The sequence below is a fragment of the Pseudoalteromonas fuliginea genome (genome assembly GCF_000690055.1).
Classification (GTDB): Bacteria; Pseudomonadota; Gammaproteobacteria; order Enterobacterales; family Alteromonadaceae; genus Pseudoalteromonas; species Pseudoalteromonas fuliginea.
In genome coordinates this window covers 54578-73123 of sequence record NZ_JJNZ01000013.1, presented here as the reverse complement: position 1 = coordinate 73123, position 18546 = coordinate 54578, and the positions used below count along the sequence as shown (strand labels likewise).

15 protein-coding genes are annotated in these 18546 nt (G+C 39.0%); 3 read left to right on the top strand and 12 right to left on the bottom strand.

Annotation, left to right across the window (positions count from 1 at the left end):
- On the top strand, positions 1 to 1527 hold the full coding sequence (locus DC53_RS15625; protein ID WP_033028756.1) for an MFS transporter: 1527 nt from the start codon (positions 1 to 3) through the stop codon (positions 1525 to 1527).
- Positions 1528 to 1601: 74 nt separating this feature from the next.
- Positions 1602 to 2603, top strand: a complete 1002-nt coding sequence (locus DC53_RS15630; protein WP_007583313.1) for a LacI family DNA-binding transcriptional regulator — start codon at positions 1602 to 1604, stop codon at positions 2601 to 2603.
- Between the two features lie 19 nt (positions 2604 to 2622).
- Here DC53_RS15630 and DC53_RS15635 read toward each other — a convergent pair whose 3' ends face one another.
- Positions 2623 to 3567 carry a LysR family transcriptional regulator gene (locus tag DC53_RS15635; RefSeq protein WP_033028755.1) on the bottom strand — a complete coding sequence of 315 codons (945 nt, stop codon included), beginning with the start codon at positions 3565 to 3567 and terminating at the stop codon, positions 2623 to 2625.
- Between the two features lie 149 nt (positions 3568 to 3716).
- Between DC53_RS15635 and DC53_RS15640 the strand changes: the two genes are divergently transcribed.
- Entirely contained in the window at positions 3717 to 4664 is a 948-nt protein-coding gene (locus DC53_RS15640) for a sodium-dependent bicarbonate transport family permease (RefSeq protein ID WP_033028754.1), read from the top strand.
- A 110-nt stretch (positions 4665 to 4774) separates the two neighbouring features.
- Here DC53_RS15640 and DC53_RS15645 read toward each other — a convergent pair whose 3' ends face one another.
- From DC53_RS15645 to DC53_RS15695, 11 genes are all read right to left on the bottom strand, one after another.
- Positions 4775 to 5290 (bottom strand): M23 family metallopeptidase, encoded by a 516-nt coding sequence (locus DC53_RS15645; protein WP_033028753.1) that lies wholly within the window; start codon positions 5288 to 5290, stop codon positions 4775 to 4777.
- Between the two features lie 77 nt (positions 5291 to 5367).
- Positions 5368 to 5634, bottom strand: coding sequence for a YrhK family protein (locus DC53_RS15650; RefSeq protein WP_008137864.1), 267 nt, complete (start codon positions 5632 to 5634; stop codon positions 5368 to 5370).
- Positions 5635 to 5786: 152 nt separating this feature from the next.
- Positions 5787 to 7127 (bottom strand): SPFH domain-containing protein, encoded by a 1341-nt coding sequence (locus DC53_RS15655; protein WP_007375492.1) that lies wholly within the window; start codon positions 7125 to 7127, stop codon positions 5787 to 5789.
- Entirely contained in the window at positions 7120 to 7458 is a 339-nt protein-coding gene (locus tag DC53_RS15660) for a hypothetical protein (protein ID WP_007375493.1), read from the bottom strand. Before DC53_RS15660 ends, DC53_RS15655 begins: the two co-directional genes overlap by 8 nt.
- A gap of 185 nt (positions 7459 to 7643) precedes the next feature.
- Complete coding sequence (locus DC53_RS15665) at positions 7644 to 8495, bottom strand: HvfC/BufC N-terminal domain-containing protein (RefSeq protein ID WP_081824541.1); 852 nt, start codon at positions 8493 to 8495, stop codon at positions 7644 to 7646.
- 23 nt (positions 8496 to 8518) lie between these two features.
- A complete protein-coding gene (gene bufB, locus DC53_RS15670) occupies positions 8519 to 9412 on the bottom strand; it encodes an MNIO family bufferin maturase (RefSeq protein ID WP_045984408.1) in 894 nt (297 codons plus the stop codon).
- A 122-nt stretch (positions 9413 to 9534) separates the two neighbouring features.
- On the bottom strand, positions 9535 to 11664 hold the full coding sequence (locus DC53_RS15675; RefSeq protein WP_033028750.1) for a ferritin-like domain-containing protein: 2130 nt from the start codon (positions 11662 to 11664) through the stop codon (positions 9535 to 9537).
- Positions 11665 to 12377: 713 nt separating this feature from the next.
- Complete coding sequence (locus DC53_RS15680; RefSeq protein WP_033028749.1) at positions 12378 to 12785, bottom strand: hypothetical protein; 408 nt, start codon at positions 12783 to 12785, stop codon at positions 12378 to 12380.
- A 188-nt stretch (positions 12786 to 12973) separates the two neighbouring features.
- Positions 12974 to 13786 carry an alpha/beta fold hydrolase gene (locus tag DC53_RS15685; protein ID WP_033028748.1) on the bottom strand — a complete coding sequence of 271 codons (813 nt, stop codon included), beginning with the start codon at positions 13784 to 13786 and terminating at the stop codon, positions 12974 to 12976.
- Between the two features lie 44 nt (positions 13787 to 13830).
- A complete protein-coding gene (locus DC53_RS15690) occupies positions 13831 to 14523 on the bottom strand; it encodes a M48 family metallopeptidase (protein ID WP_033028747.1) in 693 nt (230 codons plus the stop codon).
- Positions 14516 to 18541, bottom strand: coding sequence for a type I restriction endonuclease subunit R (locus tag DC53_RS15695; protein ID WP_065427716.1), 4026 nt, complete (start codon positions 18539 to 18541; stop codon positions 14516 to 14518). Before DC53_RS15695 ends, DC53_RS15690 begins: the two co-directional genes overlap by 8 nt.
- Positions 18542 to 18546 lie beyond the last annotated feature (5 nt).

Here is an 18546-nt window from a genome sequence, read left to right as displayed (position 1 = left end):
GTGAACAAACTCCCTTTATACGAAAAAGTAGGTTACGCCATGGGCGATGCCGGCGCTAACTTAGTATGGCGCGGTGCGCTTGCTTATTTAGCGGTGTTTTACACCGATACATTTGGCATATCGGCAGCCGCCGCTGCCATGTTGTTTTTGGTGGTAAGGCTATCTGATGGCGTAACCGATATTATTATGGGTATGATTGCCGACAGAACGCAGTCGCGCTTTGGTAAATTTCGCCCGTGGATACTCTACTCGGCACCGTTTTTGGGCTTGTTTATGGTGTTGTGTTTTACTACACCCGACTTTAGCACCACCAACAAACTTATTTATGCCTACGTAACCTACATTGGTTTAACGCTTGCTTACACCGTAAGTAATGTGCCCTACTCGGCACTTATGGGCGTAATGACACCAGACGATACAGAGCGCACAAAGCTCTCTGGTTTTAGGTTTGCCGGTGCGTTTACGGGTGGCTTATTGGTTATGGGTTTTTTACCTGAGCTAGTGGCATTTTTTGGTGGCGGCGACAACGCCAAAGGCTATCAGCTTACTATGTACTTATTTGCCAGCTTACTTATTATTTTAATGATTATAACGTTTGCGACCACCAAAGAGCGTGTAACACCGCACGCCTCAAATGAAGGGAATTTAAAATCAGAGTTATTTGATTTAACCAAAAGCCTGCCATTTATAATCCTACCTTTGCTTGCTACCACCCTGTTTTTTTATTACCGCGATTTATACAGCGGCGTATTTTTTGCCCTTGTTATGGCTGCAATGACATTCGTTATTAAAAAATTGCTCAGTAAAGATAAGCAAAGCTTAACGGGCTCACAGCGCGATATGGTTGATCTTCTGACCAACAAACCTTGGTTGGTGTTACTCGGCATTGGTTTTTTAACCATGATGTTTAATGGCATAAAATACGGTGTAATTGCGTACTACTTTAAGTACCACGTAGCTAATGAACTCATGGCTGGGCAATACTTTATTGCCTTGTTGGTTGTATCTATATTAGGCGCACTTGCCACAGGTAAACTGGCCGAAATTATGGGTAAACGAAACCTATTTATAGCATCATTAATGCTAAGCGGCATACTCACTACTGCATTTTACTGGGTACCTAGCGATAACCTGGTTGCTGTATTTACCTTTGGTTGCGCTGCTGAATTTTTTGCCGCGATGATGCCAACATTATTTTTTAGTATGCTTGGTGATTCGGCCGATTATTCAGAGTGGAAAAACAAACGCCGCGCTACTGGCCTTATTTATTCTGCGGGTACATTTGTGCAAAAAACCGGTGGTGGTTTTGCAGGTGCTTTAGTATTAGTGGTACTTGCAGGCTACGGCTATAACGGCATGGATGAGCTAACAATTACGCAAGCCCTACCTGGTATGCAGCTACTTATGAGCTGGATACCTGCCGCATTTGCTTTTTTAGGCGCCGCATTGATGCTTATTTATCCACTAACCTCAGCGATGACGCAAAAAATAACAGAAGACTTAGCAATTAGACGCAGTAATGTGTAAATTAACTTTTAATGACCCTTCGCGCTTTATATTTTATAAAGCGCGATTAAAAACACATATAAGCTAGGACATCAATGGCGACAATTTATCAAGTATCAGAAATGGCAGGTGTGTCTTTATCAACTGTTTCAAGGGTACTTAACGACAACGACTACGTAAGCAAAAAAACTAAAAAAAAGGTATTAGAAGCAATGAAAGAGCTAGGCTATCAGCCAAGTTCTATTGCTCGCTCTTTGGCGTCTAGCACTACAAACAGCGTCGGTATTTTAGTTTCTGAGTTGGATGGTCCGTTTTTTGGTCAAATGATGTCAGCCATTGAAGAGCACCTTCGTATTGCAGGTAAACACGTTATTATTACCCCTGGGCACAGTGATGAGAAAAAAGAAAAAAGCGGCTTTGAGTTTTTAATAGGCCGTAATTGCGACGCTATTATTGCCCACGTAGAAGCGGTATCAAACGAGTACCTAATTGAGTTAAGTAAAGGCAAAACCCCTATTTACTTAATGAGCCGCTACGTTAAAGAAATTGAAGAAAACTGCATTAGCCTCGACAACGTAATGGGCGGCTACTTAGCCACTAAAGCCATGATCAACAAAGGCCATAAAAACATTGCGTACATAGCAGGCCCGCAGTTTAAAGAAGACGCGTCAAATCGTTTAAAAGGTCACAAACAAGCCCTAGCAGAGTACAACCTAACCTTTGACGAAAACCTATTTTACATAGGCGACTTTAAAGAAACCGGCGGCAGCGACGGCTTAAGGCATTTTATTCAAAATAAAGCGCAAATAACTGCCCTTGTATGTGCCAATGACGAAATGGCATCGGGTGCCATGAAATACGCCCGCGAACACGGTTTTAACCTGCCAAAAGATTTAGCCATTATTGGGTTCGATAACGTAATTTTTACCAATTACCTCTACCCAACACTGACTACAATAGATAACCCAGTTCCCGAAATGGGCCGAGCTGCGGCTAACTTAGTACTTAAAGACATTTATAAAAAAAGCGGCATAACAGTAAAGCACGTGTTTCAGCCAAAGCTTATTTTAAGAGACTCAACACCGGATATTAATTAACTTTAAACCTAATTTAAATCTAGTTTAAATCTAAATTATGTAACTCATTGCGCACCCACTGCGTATCTAAATATTGCTCTACGTGCTGCTGCGCAAACTTTAAAAAGTTACGTGCAGCATGCGATATGTACCTATCTGTTCGCATTACAAAATACCAATGACTCGCTAAATGGGTATCGGTTACGTTTAACACTTTAAAACTAGTATCGTCTGTTGCAAGAACATGGCGTGATAAAACCGCAATACCCATACCCGATGCAACCGCGACGCGTATTGCTTCATTACTCGCCATTTGCACGCTATCGCTCAGCACTAACCCTCGGCTTTGTAACTCGCTTTCAAATAACATACGTGTTGCTGAGCCATTTTCTCGTAGTAAAAAACGATACTGCATTAAATCAGTTAATTTAACGGCTTTTACATGAGCTAACGGATGGTTTAGCGGCACTATAAATTCCAGTGGATTATGCAAAAAACGCGCAGCTTGTGCGTGTTCAAGCGACGGCGGGTGGCTAAATACATAAATATCGTCTTCCCCTCGCTCAAACCTATCAAGCACCTCAGCCCTGTTACCTATTTCAAGCGGGAGCTCAACATGGGGATGTAAATTACTATAAGGTCCAAGTAGTTTTGGTAAAATATATTGCGCCGTATTAACCATTGCAATTTTACAACGGCCGCGCGATCCACCATTAAGCTCGGTTAAAAAATCTTGATAGTCTTCAAAATGTCCAAACACCTGTTGGCATGTTTTAAACAGTTCAAGCCCTGCATCGGTCACGTGTAACTTTTGCTGTTGTATAAGGAGTAATGGCTCGCCTACCGCTTCTTGCAGTCGCTTTATTTGTAGCGATACCGTTGGCTGTGTTAGGTGTAAACGCCTTGCGGTTTCGCTTATTGAACCCGTTTTAACCACGCTCATAAATACTTCAAGCAACCTAAACGATATATGTCGTAAATCCATACCTACCTCATAATGTACCTAATAATAGTTATCTAATAAGCAACTCATAGATAAAAACCTATAACTAACTCGCATTTATTTTATTATTTACTATACAAAGTTTTATCTACAATAGCGCTACTTAATTTACCACCTAGTAAGGAAAGCCAGTGCCAGATATTGTTGTTATGTTTTTTATTTTAGGATTAGTAGCGGGTATTTTACGCTCTGATTTGGCCATTCCAAAAGCCACCTACGACACATTAAGCTTATTGCTTATGTTAACTATCGGCTTAAAAGGCGGTATGGTGCTGCACGGTAACTTAAGCTGGCAACTACTGCCCGAAATGGGATCGGTTATGCTCCTTGGTGCACTTATACCCCTTATGCTTTACCCAATTTTAAAATACGTGATTAAACTCTCTGTTGCTAATAGCGCCAGCATTGCCGCTCATTACGGCTCAGTGAGTGCTGGTACATTTGCTGTTGCGCTCGCCTATGCCGAGTCGGCTAAATTAGTAGTAGGTGTAGAAGTAACCCTTTATTTAGTGATGCTAGAACTCCCTGCAATCATTGTTGGTTTATTGCTTTACCGAAAGCTTGATAAAGAAAACGGCCAAAATAATGAGTTGTCGTTAAAAGCCCTTTGGCACGAAACTCTCACGAACAAAAGCGTAATTTTGCTCGTTGGCGGCGTGGTTATCGGTATGATGTACGGCACGGCGCAAGGCAGCCAAGTAACGAGTCTTTTAACAAGTAGCTTTAAGGTTGTGTTGGCATTATTTTTACTAGAAATGGGTTTAGTAGCCGCGCAAACTCTTCGTCCTATCCCTTGGAAACATTGGAAACTAGCGGTATTTGCTATTGTCACCCCGCTATTTTTAGGCATAATTGGCACAGCAGTCGGCACACTTTTAAATTTAGAATTAGGCTCGGTAGTTATTTTAGGCAGCTTAGTAGCCAGCGCCTCATACATAGCCGCACCCGCTGCAATAAAGGCGGCAATCCCTAAAGCCGATATTGGTCTTGCTATGCTGAGTTCACTCGGTGTAACTTTCCCGTTTAATGTGATTGTTGGTATTGGTTTATACCACCAGCTCGCAGTAGCAATGCAGTAAACGAAAAATCAGTATTAACAATTAAAATTTATTACTTTGAAGCTGTTAAGCCCATTTTATACGGGATTAACAGCTAAATTTAAAAGGTCATTTTATAGTAAATACAATGGTCACTTAATCGTTAATTTTTTATGTGGGCTCAAAAAAAACATCTTTTTCCACCCTTGATTTTGCGTTGTAAAAAGCCACGGCATGGGCACTAACGATAAAATAGAATAATGCACATGAGGCTGTTTTCCTGCAGCATTTCCAGTATCGCCCAGTAAACCAATTTGACTGTTTATGCTTACCACATCACCTGTACTTACCGAGTAGTCATTTAAATGCGCAAAATAATGTATACGCCATTTAGGCCCAAGTGCTGCAACCGCTTTACCACCTCGGGTTAGCTCACCTGCAAATATAACAACACCGCTTGTTGAGGCAACTACGGGGGTATTTTTTGTGCCAAAAATATCAATTCCTTTGTGCACACCCGACCTACCCCAAGGCTCGTACCAAAACGTGTTATGGTTCCAATCTTTACTTGTGGCACCTTGTACCGGAATCATTATTTTTTCGGGAATTAGCAAGCCTATAATTAATAAAGTAGCTATTCCAATTGCAATCCACTTAAGTACTTTCACTTTTCTATCCTTGATATTTAAATAACTTATACAGGTAAATTATTAGTTATATTAACTGAACTCATCATGAGTCATATTTATGGTGTTTTATTTGAATGAAATACCCGACTAACATGTACTAAGCTGATCAACTTCAAAACAGGTTTGATAAGTAATTGAGCACTGCCCGCTATAAACAGCCATGTGCCACTTTCTATTAGTGAGTCATTTAAAAAGAAAAAACTGCCAATTAAAAACCACACAGCAATCAAAAAATCGTTAAACGCTCCCAGCGCTTCATATCGTCGCTGAATGGTAATATGCTCTAGCCCTAAATCTAAAATAAATTGATTACTGGAATCCATAAGTACTGCTCACTCTTTTATTTCATAATTTAAAAAGCTTGTTTTCACAAGCTAAGCCGCACCATACAATAACAAAATTTACGCAATAAAAAACGCTGGCCAATGCGAATCAGCCAACGTTTTTATTGTTTGTGCAATACTTAACTAATCGTTTATTTTTTCTCTTTTTCTAAACGCTTTTTAAGACTCAATGCTGCATCGGCGGCTAATAAGCGCATAAACTCAGATCCATTGCTTTGCTCACCTTGGCCTGCGCCTATTACAATTTCAGGCACTAAACGGCTATTACCTAAGCTTGTAAATAAAGCAGTTTGAATTTTAACCTCTGCTTTTAGCGTTTCATCAAATACATACTTTGGATCAAGTGCAGCAGACTTAGCTCTTAAACGAGCCTCAGCTAAAACATCCATACCTAATGCTTCTAAACGTTGTTGCTTTAAAATCTCTTCTTGCTCTTTTGCAAGCTCCGCTTTTACAGCCACTCGTTGCTGCGCAGAAATAATGGCATTTGCCTTAATTCGTTCAGCATCAATTTGCTCTTTAATTTTTAGCTTTTCAGATTCAGCACGTTGCTTAGCAATTGCTTGTTCACCTAAAGCCACTTCAGTACGTGCTTGTTGCTCAGCTTTTTTAAGATTTTGACGCGCTAGTGCTTCATCAGCAGCTGCTTGCTTTTGGGCTTCAAGGCGAGCATTTACTTTGCTTTCGTAGTCAATATCAATAATGCTGGCATCAACTACTGTAATACCGTAAGCGCCTAAAATAGGTGCGTTACGCAATGTATTACCTTCATCGTCCACTTTAATATTAATAGTGACACGTTGCTGTTTACTTAAATTACCTAAATCGTCAGATTTATCGCGCTCACCGGTACTAATAATTTGTTCAGTAACAAAAATACCGTTGGTTAATTGATCAGCAAAATCTTGGCTTAATTGACCATTACCACCAGAGTAATGTTGCTCTACCGACATCATACGCGCCGACGCTTTTACATTTTCAGTGGTTGCACGCATTAATAAATTAGATATTAATGTTTCTTGTGAACCAAACTCTTCGTGTATTTTAAGTAAACCACGTAGAGCACCCGACTCAGCTGCTGGTACATTGCCTGGTAACCTAAAACGAGAAACACCTCGTGCGCCGCCCGTTGTGGTATCTAAAAATCGAATTGGTATTAACGGCACGATTGCGCTTGCTGTTGCACCGGCATCGCCCGTAAAATTAATCGAAATTACTTTTTTATAAGCAGATGTACTACCAAACGCTTTTAAATAAGGGCCGGCTTGATTTATTACGGTTAAGTTACCTGTAAAAGCCGATTGATGTACTAAACGCTCATCGGCTTCATTCCACGAAACAACTTGCGATGTAAGCGTTGCAATTACCGCCAATACAACAACAATTGATGACACTATAATTACATTACGACGACCAAACCGACTCATAAATGAGTCACTTTTTACTGCTGGGACTGCTTTTTCGCTATCCATTTTTATTACTCTCCATGTTTAATTTCTTTTTCACAAAGTAAATAATTTCCTGTTCACTCAAATGTGCGCAAAAGCTACCAGAGCGATGTAACTCAACAAATGTTGCAAGGATTTCTTCTTTACCTTTAGCTGTTTTATCTTGGTTTTCTTGTGTTTGATTTTTTTCTGTTAGTTGAGTGATTAAATCATCCACTATCGTGTCTTTATCAAACAGTACGTTGTATTCCTTGGATTTTCTTACTCGACTTTTATTTATATTGCTGTAAATTACATAAAGCGCAACGCATAAAATAATAACAAGTAAACTTAACCCTATAATGTAAAAAATCATAAGCTCTACTTAAATTAGTTTAAATACTTAACGAGCAATAACAATTGTAAATATTGCTATACAAATGTTAAGCCGATAATTTTACAGTAATGCTAGGTAAAAAACAGATTAAAAAGTGTTTAATAAATAAAATAGAGTTTAAGCTGTAATTTAAAAGCCGGAATAAAGTGATATTTTTGATTATATTAATAAGTTACTTTAAGTAATCCATGCACAGTAGCGTTGGGCAGCCAGAACAATAAACGCGCTAATAAATCACCTTTATCTAAACCAGTGATTTTTGACGTAATTTCAATACAATTTGATAAAAGAGGCTCTTGCTCACACACTTTTAAAAATTCAAACTGCCAAGATTCAAGCGCTAATGTACTTAATCTATAATTAATACGAGACAAAGCGACAAAATTTAATTTTGCTACAGGCATATCATATCCATCATGTAATTGGAGCTTTTCCATCAATGGTATAATTGGGTAAGCTAATTCAACTAAACGTAAACAAGGAGGTGTTTTTACAGTAAGCTTTTGTTGTAGTATCGAAAAAAAATCTAATACAGCGAGTTCATCTTGCTCTCCTTCAAATCCTTTAGCTAATGATACCTCCGCCTGTGCTCGCTCAACACGAGAAATTTCAGCCGGCAAAGAAAAAAAGGCTTCCTCCTCAGAGCTATAATTACCTTCTGGGCGAGTACTTTGAAGAAACAGTGAAAATCCAGCACCTAAGTCATACAAGCTTGGCTTTTCCGAGGGAAGAGTAACAATGTATGCTTTTGCAAAATCTGCAAAAACTATTTCCCCCATAAAGCTCTCAAGAGTTGGATATTCAGATTTTAAGCACTCAACTAAGCGCATAACATACCCTGCAGCATATATGTTTAAGCGACGAAAAAATGTTGATCTTTCTTTACCTTCGGTTAATAACTCCCAAGATAAATCAGTATGTGCAGAAGCTTGCATCACTTTTTCTCTAAGATCGCCACGTACAACTAACATCGTCATCATCCATTCTTGTGTTTTCTTCAGCGTGACTTCATTCATACTTTGATCTAACCATATGTTATTTAACGGACTATTGGAGTAGAGAGTGCTATTGTGTCATTTATTGTACTAAAAATATTATCTGTGCTTGGCATGGCACCTCTAAGAACTGAACGCGCTTTATTCAATTCAGTCACTAACGTAGGAAAGTCAGGTATATTGGCATCCCATTCTAGTAAAGTAGCAATATTACCGCCAGCAAGTGACTGAGCCAGTCGATATAAATACCACACTTTTTCAGGCACGGGTCTGTCATGCGTATCAATAAGGCAGTCTCCCATTAATGTAGGTCCTGCTAGGTGTATCTGCACAATGTGATCATGAGGGAGATTTTTAATAAATGTTTCAGGGTCATAACCATGATTATAAGATGACACATAAACATTATTTACATCTAGCAACAGTCCGCAGCCAGTTTGATTAACTAGTTCTGATAAAAAGTCCCATTCAGTAAAAGTATTTTGTTGAAATTCTAAATAACTAGAAGGGTTTTCAAGTATTAATGGGCGTTGTAAAAAATCTTGCACATAATGAATTCTTGAAACCACATGCTGAAAACTTTCCTTAGTTAGTGGCATAGGTAAAAGATCGTGACTATTAACACCCATTGTACCTGTCCAACAAAGGTGATCTGAAATCCATTCAGGTTCGATTTCATGAGCAAGTTTTTTTAGCTTTTCAAGGTATACCTGATTTAAGGGATCTGTACTGCCAATGTTCATTGACACACCGTGCATTACAATCGGTTTTTTTGCACGGACTTCTTCTAATACGTGACGAGCATAGCCATAATTATCAATAAAATTTTCACTAATTATTTCAAACCAATCAATCCCCCAGTCTTTTTCATTCATGAGATAAGGGAAATGCTGTGTTCTTAATCCAACCCCAAATCCCAATGGCTCTAAATTAAGCATATTTTTCGTCAAAATGTTGGTCCTTATAAATGAGTAAAGCCCCCATAAAGGAGCCTTACGGTTTATAGCTGTGTAATGGTGCACTGAATTGATTACACTAATTTTGCTATTGAAAAAATCGCTTAAGTTGAAGGCGGTAATACCAAACGAATATCAGATGGTGCCGGCGATGAAGGAATATGAATGGATTTATTATGGCCACTACCTTGCACTTTCACCAAACCTTTTGCAGCACAGTAGCTGCGCCATGCAACATCGTAAACAGCTTCACCTTGGTGATAAGGCATAGAGTTTTTTTCAACAACAGTAGGAGGTAACATATCTCTTGCAACTAATTCTGGCCATTGTATTTCTTGTGCATGAAAGTGTGGGGCTTCACCAAATTTATATAACTGCATTTCATAATTAGCATCACTTTGTGCAGGGTAAAGTTGTGATGCTGAAATAGGCACAGCGCAACCTCCCAAACTGCCACATAAATTATCTGCTGGCGCGCTTTTTAATCCTGCTGCCGCAGAACTACCGCAATTACCGCCACCCGTTGCGCTTTGCACAAAGCCACAACCACCTTGTGTCTTACACTCGTTCGACCCTTTACAGCTGTGATACGCCAATTTATCAGCACACACATTCTTATCATCACCACTACTTTCATCTATCGCCATACCTTGACACGCATGATACAACTGTTGTTTTGTTTGATTTTCAATGCCTGTAACTAGATCAGGACAACGGCCCGTAACAGCCCAACAAATAGAAACACGATCTCCAGAGCCACCCATCGCAGGCGAAGGAAATTGTGACTTAGGATCAGCCCAATATTTGTTCAGTGATGTTGTAATCCCTTTAATGGTACCAACAGCAGAAGAGCTAAAAATAGTAAACGTATTATCTATTTCTGCTGGTGAACCTAATCGATTTAAAGCCGCTGCAATATCGGATGTTTTAGGTAGGTGAGGTGCACCATCAATACCTAGCATTGCAGCATTCCAAGGTGTATCTGGGTTATTTTCATGCCATACATCCCAGGTAATATAATCATCTTTAGCTATTAAGCTTTTAACTTCGTCGAATAGTTCAAAATGATCTTTCCCCCCATTGTCAAAGCGCGCTTGAGCTGAACCTGATGCAGCCGCTGTAGGATTTCCTTGATCATCATACCCTGGGTAATCTTTAATTAAGCCCTCTTTACTCGGCTGAAACTTAGATTGCACGCTACTGAGCATACCCGCTTTTTTTGTTTGAGCTTTCTCAAACGAAACCGCCCAAGGCTCAGTTACCCAACGCTCTATAATCGTTTTAACCACATCATCACCTTCACCTTGGTCAGTAATAGCATTAATATTATTAATGAGCTGTAGTTTTACGTTATTCAAATCTTGAGTTGTGCATTCTATTTCAGTTTTAATACCTGGATACTGCTTAGCTTCTCTCGGCGGGGTATTATTAAATTGATCTCGCTGTAAACCATTGTCTTTTGCAGGTGAAATTAAGTGCGATAGTAAATGGCTACCATCAGAATAAGTAATTTCTAAGTAATCCCAATAACACAAGTACATATGACCAATAGAGCCAAATAATGGTAAATCAGTTTCTCCCATACTCGGTGTAAACCAATTAAATGGCGCTGCTTCAAAATACTTCGTTCCCACATCACCGTTTTTTCGCTTTACTGGGGGGTTAAATAACATCTCATGTCCACGCTCAGCTTTTTCTTCAATCGATAAAAAAAGATCGACCTGCGCCTCATTCATTGCCCTCAGCTCTACCGTTAACTTACTTAAATCAGGATCTTTGCCCTTCCAGTCTGTAAAATCTAAAATATGCGGTATTAATGTTGAATTTGCTTTATAACAATGCCAACCATAATCGTCGCTTTGTAATGCTTTACTTGTAAAAATAGGCGTGACACCTATCGTGCTAGCCATATTAGAAGCTAACTGTAGATGCAACATCTCTTCAATAAAAACGCTGTATACCTTATTAAATACATTTTCATTGGTTGTTCGTGGTTTTTCCTTAGTTGCGGCCGTTGCACCAGAGCCTGGCCACCAGCGCCCAGTGTAAAGTTTACTTCCGGCACTGTTAATTTGATGCATTCCCTTAATAGAATAAAGCGATACCATATAAAGCGGAATAGTGAAAAGCTCAACATTTATAGCAGCTTGAGCTATTGCTTTTACGCACGCTAAATCGGCTTTGAGGTGACTAATGTTACGGTTTTTAAGTTTAGTTATTGCTTCTTGCTGCATTGTAGTTTTCTCCTAGATATTAATACCCCGAACACCCTAAAAACTTAAACACGGATCATTTAAGTATTTCTAAATATGTTCCTTCTAAAATACTTTAGCGTACGGGATAAAATCTTACTATTACACCAATATTACATGCGTTACAGCTGAGATTAAAATAACATAACCACATGATTTATAAGCACCTTTAGTTAAAATAAAAAAACCACGGTAGGTATTAACCTAACGTGGTTTTTAATGTTGAACATTTTGTCGTTTTATTCAAAGCGCTGAAAATAGCCGCTTGAGATAGATTTATTATCCAGAGTTCAGGTTAATTAGCATAAATAATTAACATTCATACTTTAAGGAGAAACTATTCGCATTGTTCCATCTTCTCGGCGAGTATCTCTAACCCATTGCCCTTCAATTGTTTTCGTAATACATACGTTATCTGTGGTTTTGTATTTACGCCAAATTAAAAAACAGTGTAAATGCGTTAAACTCGGTTTTTATCTATGCTAAAACTGTGGTCTATTACATGTAAAATATCTAATATAGCCAATGTTTATTGGTTTAATTTAGAGCGTGTTGATCTAACTTAGGCATCATTCAATCTCGTATGGTAATACCCGAAAAACGCAAAAAAGCCATGTTAGGAGTAAACCTAACATGGCTTTTTTGTACTGTCGCTATTTTATATCATGCTTTAGTAAGCACTTTATTAATAAATCTTATAAAGAAAGATCTTCTTTAGCGCGAGTTAAGTTGTGCGATACCATTGTACTTGTAGACATTTGGTTTGCTTCGTATAAATCAGCAAGGCCAGCAGTGTCGTTGTTCGCTTTTAAACGTGCAACACCACGATTACTTAATGCAAACGATGTAAGTTGACGTACTTTAAATTTAGGGCCATCTGCGTCTTTTAAAAGCGCGATTGCTTGTGTACAAATTGTTTCAGCTTCTGCATAATTTTTTGACTTAACATTCAATGCACAGCTGTTAAATGATTGCTCAAGTGGCTGTGGCGCTGTGGCAGCTTCAATAACCATTAATTTGTAATCACTTGCATCAGCTACTGCAGCAGCTGAACATGTAAGTAGTGAGCTAAGAGCGATAGTTTTGATAAGAGTAAGTTTCATGGTCGTAGTCCTGTTGGTTAAGCCGTGCTTGTTGCCGACAACTGAACTTTAGAGAATTAACACAAAAACGACAAACGATTAAAACAAACCTAATAAGTGAAGAAAATTAATCTATAGACTTTAGTCTAATGCCGAACCACTAATTTACGTCAATTGATATTTATATAATTCGCAACCAAACCCACACCTTATTTAGTGCGCTCAAGTAACTTAACTACTTGGGCTACAACCATTTCTGGCTCATCATTTTGCGGGTAGTGATAGCTTTTATCTGTTATTACTATTTCACCTTGAGGAAATGCATTAGCCCACTTTGAGTGTAAATCGCCCCACATTTCACGCGCTTTGTCGGTAAAAAATAATACCGATGGCTTTTTATATTTTTTAACTGAGGCAATTACTGTCACGGGTATGTCAGCAATTTGTGGATAATCAGATAGTGGGCGTTTTGCCCAAAAATCTAAATACTGATTTGACATTCCATTTTTCATATCGTCGAGCTTTATTGCAGCAATTTCTTTTTCAGCACGAGGCAAGTCAATCGCGCGCATAATATCTACATCGTGCTCTGATGCAGGCTCAATTAACATTAATGCTTTAATATTATTAGGGTATGTTGCAGCAAATACACGCGCAATATAAGCACCATAAGAGTGCGCAACATACACAACTGGCTCTTCTATTTTCAGTGTTTTGAGTAATAACAAAGCCTCAGCTGCATATTCTTCTGAGCTATAGTTTTTCTTTATTTGTGCAGAACCGCCATTACCAATACGAGAATACCGTATAACTTTAGCGTGCTTGGTAAGTGATTCAAAAACCGGAACCCAGTCACTTAAACCAGCAGAACCGCCCGCTTCAAGTAAAATAGTATGTTTACCTTTACCTGCTAGCTCGTATTCAACGTCAAAGCCATTTACTTGAACTTTAGCCAGTCCAGCTAAAGTACTAGTAGATATGAAAAGTGAGCAAAAAATAGATTTTCCGAGATTTTTTAACAAACTAGCCGCCCTATAATTAAAACCTACTAAGTACAGAAACTTGTTTATAAACTCATGTCCGCACCATTATGTTTAAGCCATTTCATATGCTTGTGATAATCCGGCATGACTTTATCAACAGTATTCCAAAAGTGGCTGTCATGGTTTCTATGCTGTAAATGCGTAAGTTCATGAACAACAATGTAATCGAGTACTGAAACGGGTGCCATTAAGCATTTCCAATGAAAATTTAGATTACCTTCAGCACTACAAGAACCCCAGCGATTTTGTAATTCTTGTACTTTTATATTATTAACTTTCACTCCAATTTTAGGAGCATATAACGCTATGCGTTCTTTAATTTTTTTAAGCCCTTTTTGTTTATAAAAAGCTTTAAAAATCTCAGTGCCTCTATGAATTTTATCTCTTCTTAATAAAAACCGACCGCGTTTCAACAGTAAATCTGTTTCTTGGTTTTCTTCAAGACTTAAACGATAACTACGACCTAAATATATAAAGCCTTCACCATTAACAAACTCACGCTGTAATTGAGTACGGTTTAAGTCTTCCCATTCAGCAAGGTTTCGGTAAATCCAACTGCGTTTTGCTTCTATAACTTCTTCTATTTTTTCTAACTGGTAAGGTGCAGGTGCTAAAATGTTCACCGAACCATCACGCTCGATAAAAATGCTGATAGTTTTGCGATCACTCTTTTTTAACGAGTAATTTATATCTTTATACTTAAGCGCTTCAATCATTTTTGCCTTCTATCTTTTTAACTGACTTTGTTATTCCTTTTGTAGAACAAATAGCAGGTGTGTATATATAAGTTCCGTCACTTAGAAGCCTAGCTCGTGCTTTACCTTCTTTAACAGCTACTTTTATAGATTCTTCGGGAGGTTGATTATTATCAATGGAATCACTCGTTTCCAAAATATTAAAGGAATCACCAATATAAGGCTCTATACGATCTCTAATATTTTTGTTTTCTTTCAGCGCAGGTAAGTATCCGCCAATGGTCTTAACTGACCATTGTAAAAGCCCCCACAATCTGACGCCGATTAGTTCAACACTTTGATACATGCCAATGCCAGCAAAAACAACAGCAATTAACTCTAAGGTAATATCTGTAGAGCCTTTCTCGGCTTTGCGTATAGCCCAAAAAAGTTTAACTGGCTCACCATCCAGCTCTTTAATATGCTCTACACCAACGCTCTCACCAACGATCAAATGCTCATTACAAAGCTGTATTAAATCCGTACAGCCTTTTAATACCTTGTCGTTATGAATACCATAACGAGCAAAACCTTCAGGGACTAAATAATTAGACTCGTATGGCGCATCATATTCAATATCGGTTTTAACTCTTAATTCGCCAATAGAGATATAAGGAACTTGTTTCGCCAATTCCTCAACAAAGTATAAATCGGTGCCGTTTACATGGGTTTTTAAACTTTCCCAATCAATGTGAGAATCGCTGTTCATGCTAGGCAAATCAATAAACTCTTTTATTTTTTGATCGCGCTTTTTAGCTAAACTTAAAATTTCAGTGGCGAGTAGTTCAGCATGTTCTTCAAGCTGTGGTACATCACTTAAAATAAAATGCTCGCGTAATTTTTGACGCAACGGCTTAACAAGCTCGTCTTCTCTATCCCAAAAATTCATCCCATTAATGTTATCAATAATATCTTCAACAACATTTTTACTAATCGCCTGCACTTCTTCAATGTGCTCGGCTAAACCGCCCTCTTTAAAGGCAAGATCAGTAATTAAATCAAAAAAGGGTTCATCTTGGCCTGCACTTGGGCCGCGTCCTTTTATCACTTCAACACGTAAATCTCCTAATAACAGTGCCATTTGCTCCCAGTTACCGGCATGTTTACGAATAACCTCTTCTAACTTGTCGCTCATTTTTTTATAAAAAACGGGATCACTATCCATTTCCACTTTTAAGTGTTTACGAATAGCGTGTTCCATTTCACTGGCTGTCGATTTTTTATCTTCTGCTACAACACGAGTCTTTATATTACTTTCAAACTGATCACTTAATAAATCAACCGGTGCTATGGTCGGATTAATACCTAAACTAATTAAATGTTCATTGGTTAACTGACGAATTTTAGCGCCGACACCAAAAAAGTTAAGGCTGTCATCTCGGTATCGTAATTTGGCTAACTGCTGAAGGCGAGCAAACTGGTACATAGGGATTTTGTACTTGTCAGCTTGTGGATGCGGCACAATTACATCCATGCTTTGTAGAAACTTCTTATAAAAAACCGTAAATTGCTCACGTAATCTAATGTCGTCTAAGCAGTCAATGGCATCGGTTTGTATTTTATAATGGCGTTCGCTGTCGAGTTGCTGTGTAACCAGCAATTCAATATCTTTGACTTTGTTCTCAATGAATAACTGTAAAACACGTTGGTAACGCTGGGCTAAAACAGGCTCTTCATCTTCAATGCTACCTAGTTCTGAGCGAATATCGGCTTGATCATCCGAGTTATAGAGTTTTAAGGCATCGTCTAACGCATTGGTTAAACCAATATAATCTACAATAAAGCCATGGGTTTTGTTTGGGTAAGTTCGGTTTACCCGCGCAATGGTCTGCAATAAGTTATGCTCTTTTACTTTCTTGTCTATATACATAACCTGTTCAATGGGTGCATCAAAGCCAGTTAGCAGCATGTCACACACAATCAAAATACAAATGCCGGTATCCGGTTCAGTAAAATCAATGGGGCGCTTAAAATTCTCAATCGCATTATGCTCTGAGCTATATTGCCTTACCGCTAGCTGGGCGGCACTTTCATTATTATCCCCTGATGAAATAATGACAGCGGTTTTAACAAACTTTAATAAATTAAGTTGCTCAATCTCGGTATCACTGGTTGCCGCTTGCTGCTTTTGTACAATTAGCGTATCCAATGCCAACTTAAAATAGTCTTGGTAATAAATCGCCGCCTGTCTGGTTGAACAGACAATTTGTGCTTTAAGGCCGGCTGGCAATATGCGACTCGTATAATGCTCCACAATATCTTGAGTAATGGCTTTTATCCGCTTTTCAGCTTCTAAAATATCGCCTTCTGCACCGTATTTTTTGCGAATTTCAAGTAACTCTTCATCGCTGCGTTCTTTAAATAAATCTTCAAATTTGCGATCAAATTCCGATTTATTTTCAAGGGCGCTATCTGCGGTTTTACCTTCATAAATAATCGGTAAAGTAGCCCCGTCACTGACGGCATCTTTGAGTTTATATTTGTCGATGTAAGCCGACTCTTGGTCAATGCCAAAGCGTTTCCATGTGGGTTCTTTATGGTGTTCTGCAATTAACGGTGTACCCGTAAAAGCAATACGCGTTGCTTGTGGAAACGCATCCATTAAATTATCAGACAAACTCGGTTTGTCTTTACCACCACGCTGAGTCCGGTGGGCTTCATCCACTAAAATGAGAATGCGCTGGTCGTTATTAATCACGTCAAAAGGCTTAAACAACTGAATGTCTAATTCAGCATCGTATTCGCCTTTGTCTTCTAGTCGCGCCAGTTGTTTTCTAACGGCTGGTGGCAAGTGTTTCGCGGCGTCTTCTCTAAACTTGTGCATCATCACTAAATTTAAATTAGAGCTGCTTTTGGCTAGTTCCGTTTTTGCTTGAGCCAGTGTGGTGATTTTAGTGATGTATTCACCGGTTAATATGGCGGTATTACCCAGTTGGTCTTCTAAGTCCCGTCTGTCATTAACCATTAATACTTTATATTGCTGCAAGGCTTTATCGGTACGTAATTTACGCACTAAAAACACCATGGTTAAGCTTTTACCACTGCCTTGGGTGTGCCATACCACGCCAGAGCGCTCTAAACCGGTTTCGCCTTGGTGCATGCGCGCAATAATTTTATTCACCGCTCGATATTGCTGGTAACGGCAAATCACTTTAACTTGTTTGCCCGCAGTGCCCATAAACAAGGTGAAATTTTTAGTAATATCAAGCAACTGAACAGGGTGTAACATGCCTTCGACTAAGGCTTGCTGAGCCGTTAATTTACGCTGTTCTGCTTCTTCTAATTTCCAATCAAAATAATGTTCTTGTTTCGAGGTAATAGTGCCGTATTTTGCGTGTTCACCGCAGGTGCTGATCATTAACTGGTTGGTATAAAAAAGCTTAGGTTCGCCTTCTCTGTTAACGCTATGAGCGGGTTCACGCAAATCCGCATAACGGCGTAACTGCTCTATGCCTTCATAAATCGGGTTGGCGCTGGTGGCATCGGGGAGTTTGCATTCAATCACCACCAAAGGTAAGCCATTCACAAATAACACAATATCAGGGCGGATCTGTTTTTTACTGCTGCCCGGTGTGTCTATTCTAAATTGGTTTATGGCGTACAAGCTATTGGCTTGCCAGTGGTCAAAATTAATAATGGTAACGCGCGGGTTGTTCTCTCCCGTGACATGGTTTTTATCTACTTTATAATCCGACAGCCAAGTTAAAAACTGTTGATTAGCGGCCAGCAGTTTGTCGCTGCCCAAACGGGTAAAGTCATCGTATATGGTGTTTAACTGTTCATCCGTTAACCAAGGTTTACCTTTATGTTCACCTTCTGCTATCAGGTTTAGCCGATAAACCGCTTGCACAAACAAGGCTTTTATCACCGTTTCCCGAAAATCATCACGCAAGCTAGTGGCAGGATCTTGTGGAATACCTTCCCCTAAATCTAATACCTTCCAGCCCAATGACTTTAATTGGGCTAATAATGGTTTTTCGACAAACTGATATTCAGACACAGGCT

Bases quoted from the DNA above. Each gene is read 5' to 3' on its own strand.
- DC53_RS15630 (WP_007583313.1), top strand. From the start codon at position 1,602: ATGGCGACAATTTATCAAGTATCAGAAATGGCAGGTGTGTCTTTATCA.
- DC53_RS15635 (WP_033028755.1), bottom strand. From the start codon at position 3,567: ATGGATTTACGACATATATCGTTTAGGTTGCTTGAAGTATTTATGAGC.
- DC53_RS15650 (WP_008137864.1), bottom strand. From the start codon at position 5,634: ATGGATTCCAGTAATCAATTTATTTTAGATTTAGGGCTAGAGCATATT.
- DC53_RS15655 (WP_007375492.1), bottom strand. From the start codon at position 7,127: ATGGATAGCGAAAAAGCAGTCCCAGCAGTAAAAAGTGACTCATTTATG.
- DC53_RS15660 (WP_007375493.1), bottom strand. From the start codon at position 7,458: ATGATTTTTTACATTATAGGGTTAAGTTTACTTGTTATTATTTTATGC.
- DC53_RS15665 (WP_081824541.1), bottom strand. From the start codon at position 8,495: ATGAATGAAGTCACGCTGAAGAAAACACAAGAATGGATGATGACGATG.
- bufB (WP_045984408.1), bottom strand. From the start codon at position 9,412: ATGCTTAATTTAGAGCCATTGGGATTTGGGGTTGGATTAAGAACACAG.
- DC53_RS15675 (WP_033028750.1), bottom strand. From the start codon at position 11,664: ATGCAGCAAGAAGCAATAACTAAACTTAAAAACCGTAACATTAGTCAC.
- DC53_RS15680 (WP_033028749.1), bottom strand. From the start codon at position 12,785: ATGAAACTTACTCTTATCAAAACTATCGCTCTTAGCTCACTACTTACA.
- DC53_RS15690 (WP_033028747.1), bottom strand. From the start codon at position 14,523: ATGATTGAAGCGCTTAAGTATAAAGATATAAATTACTCGTTAAAAAAG.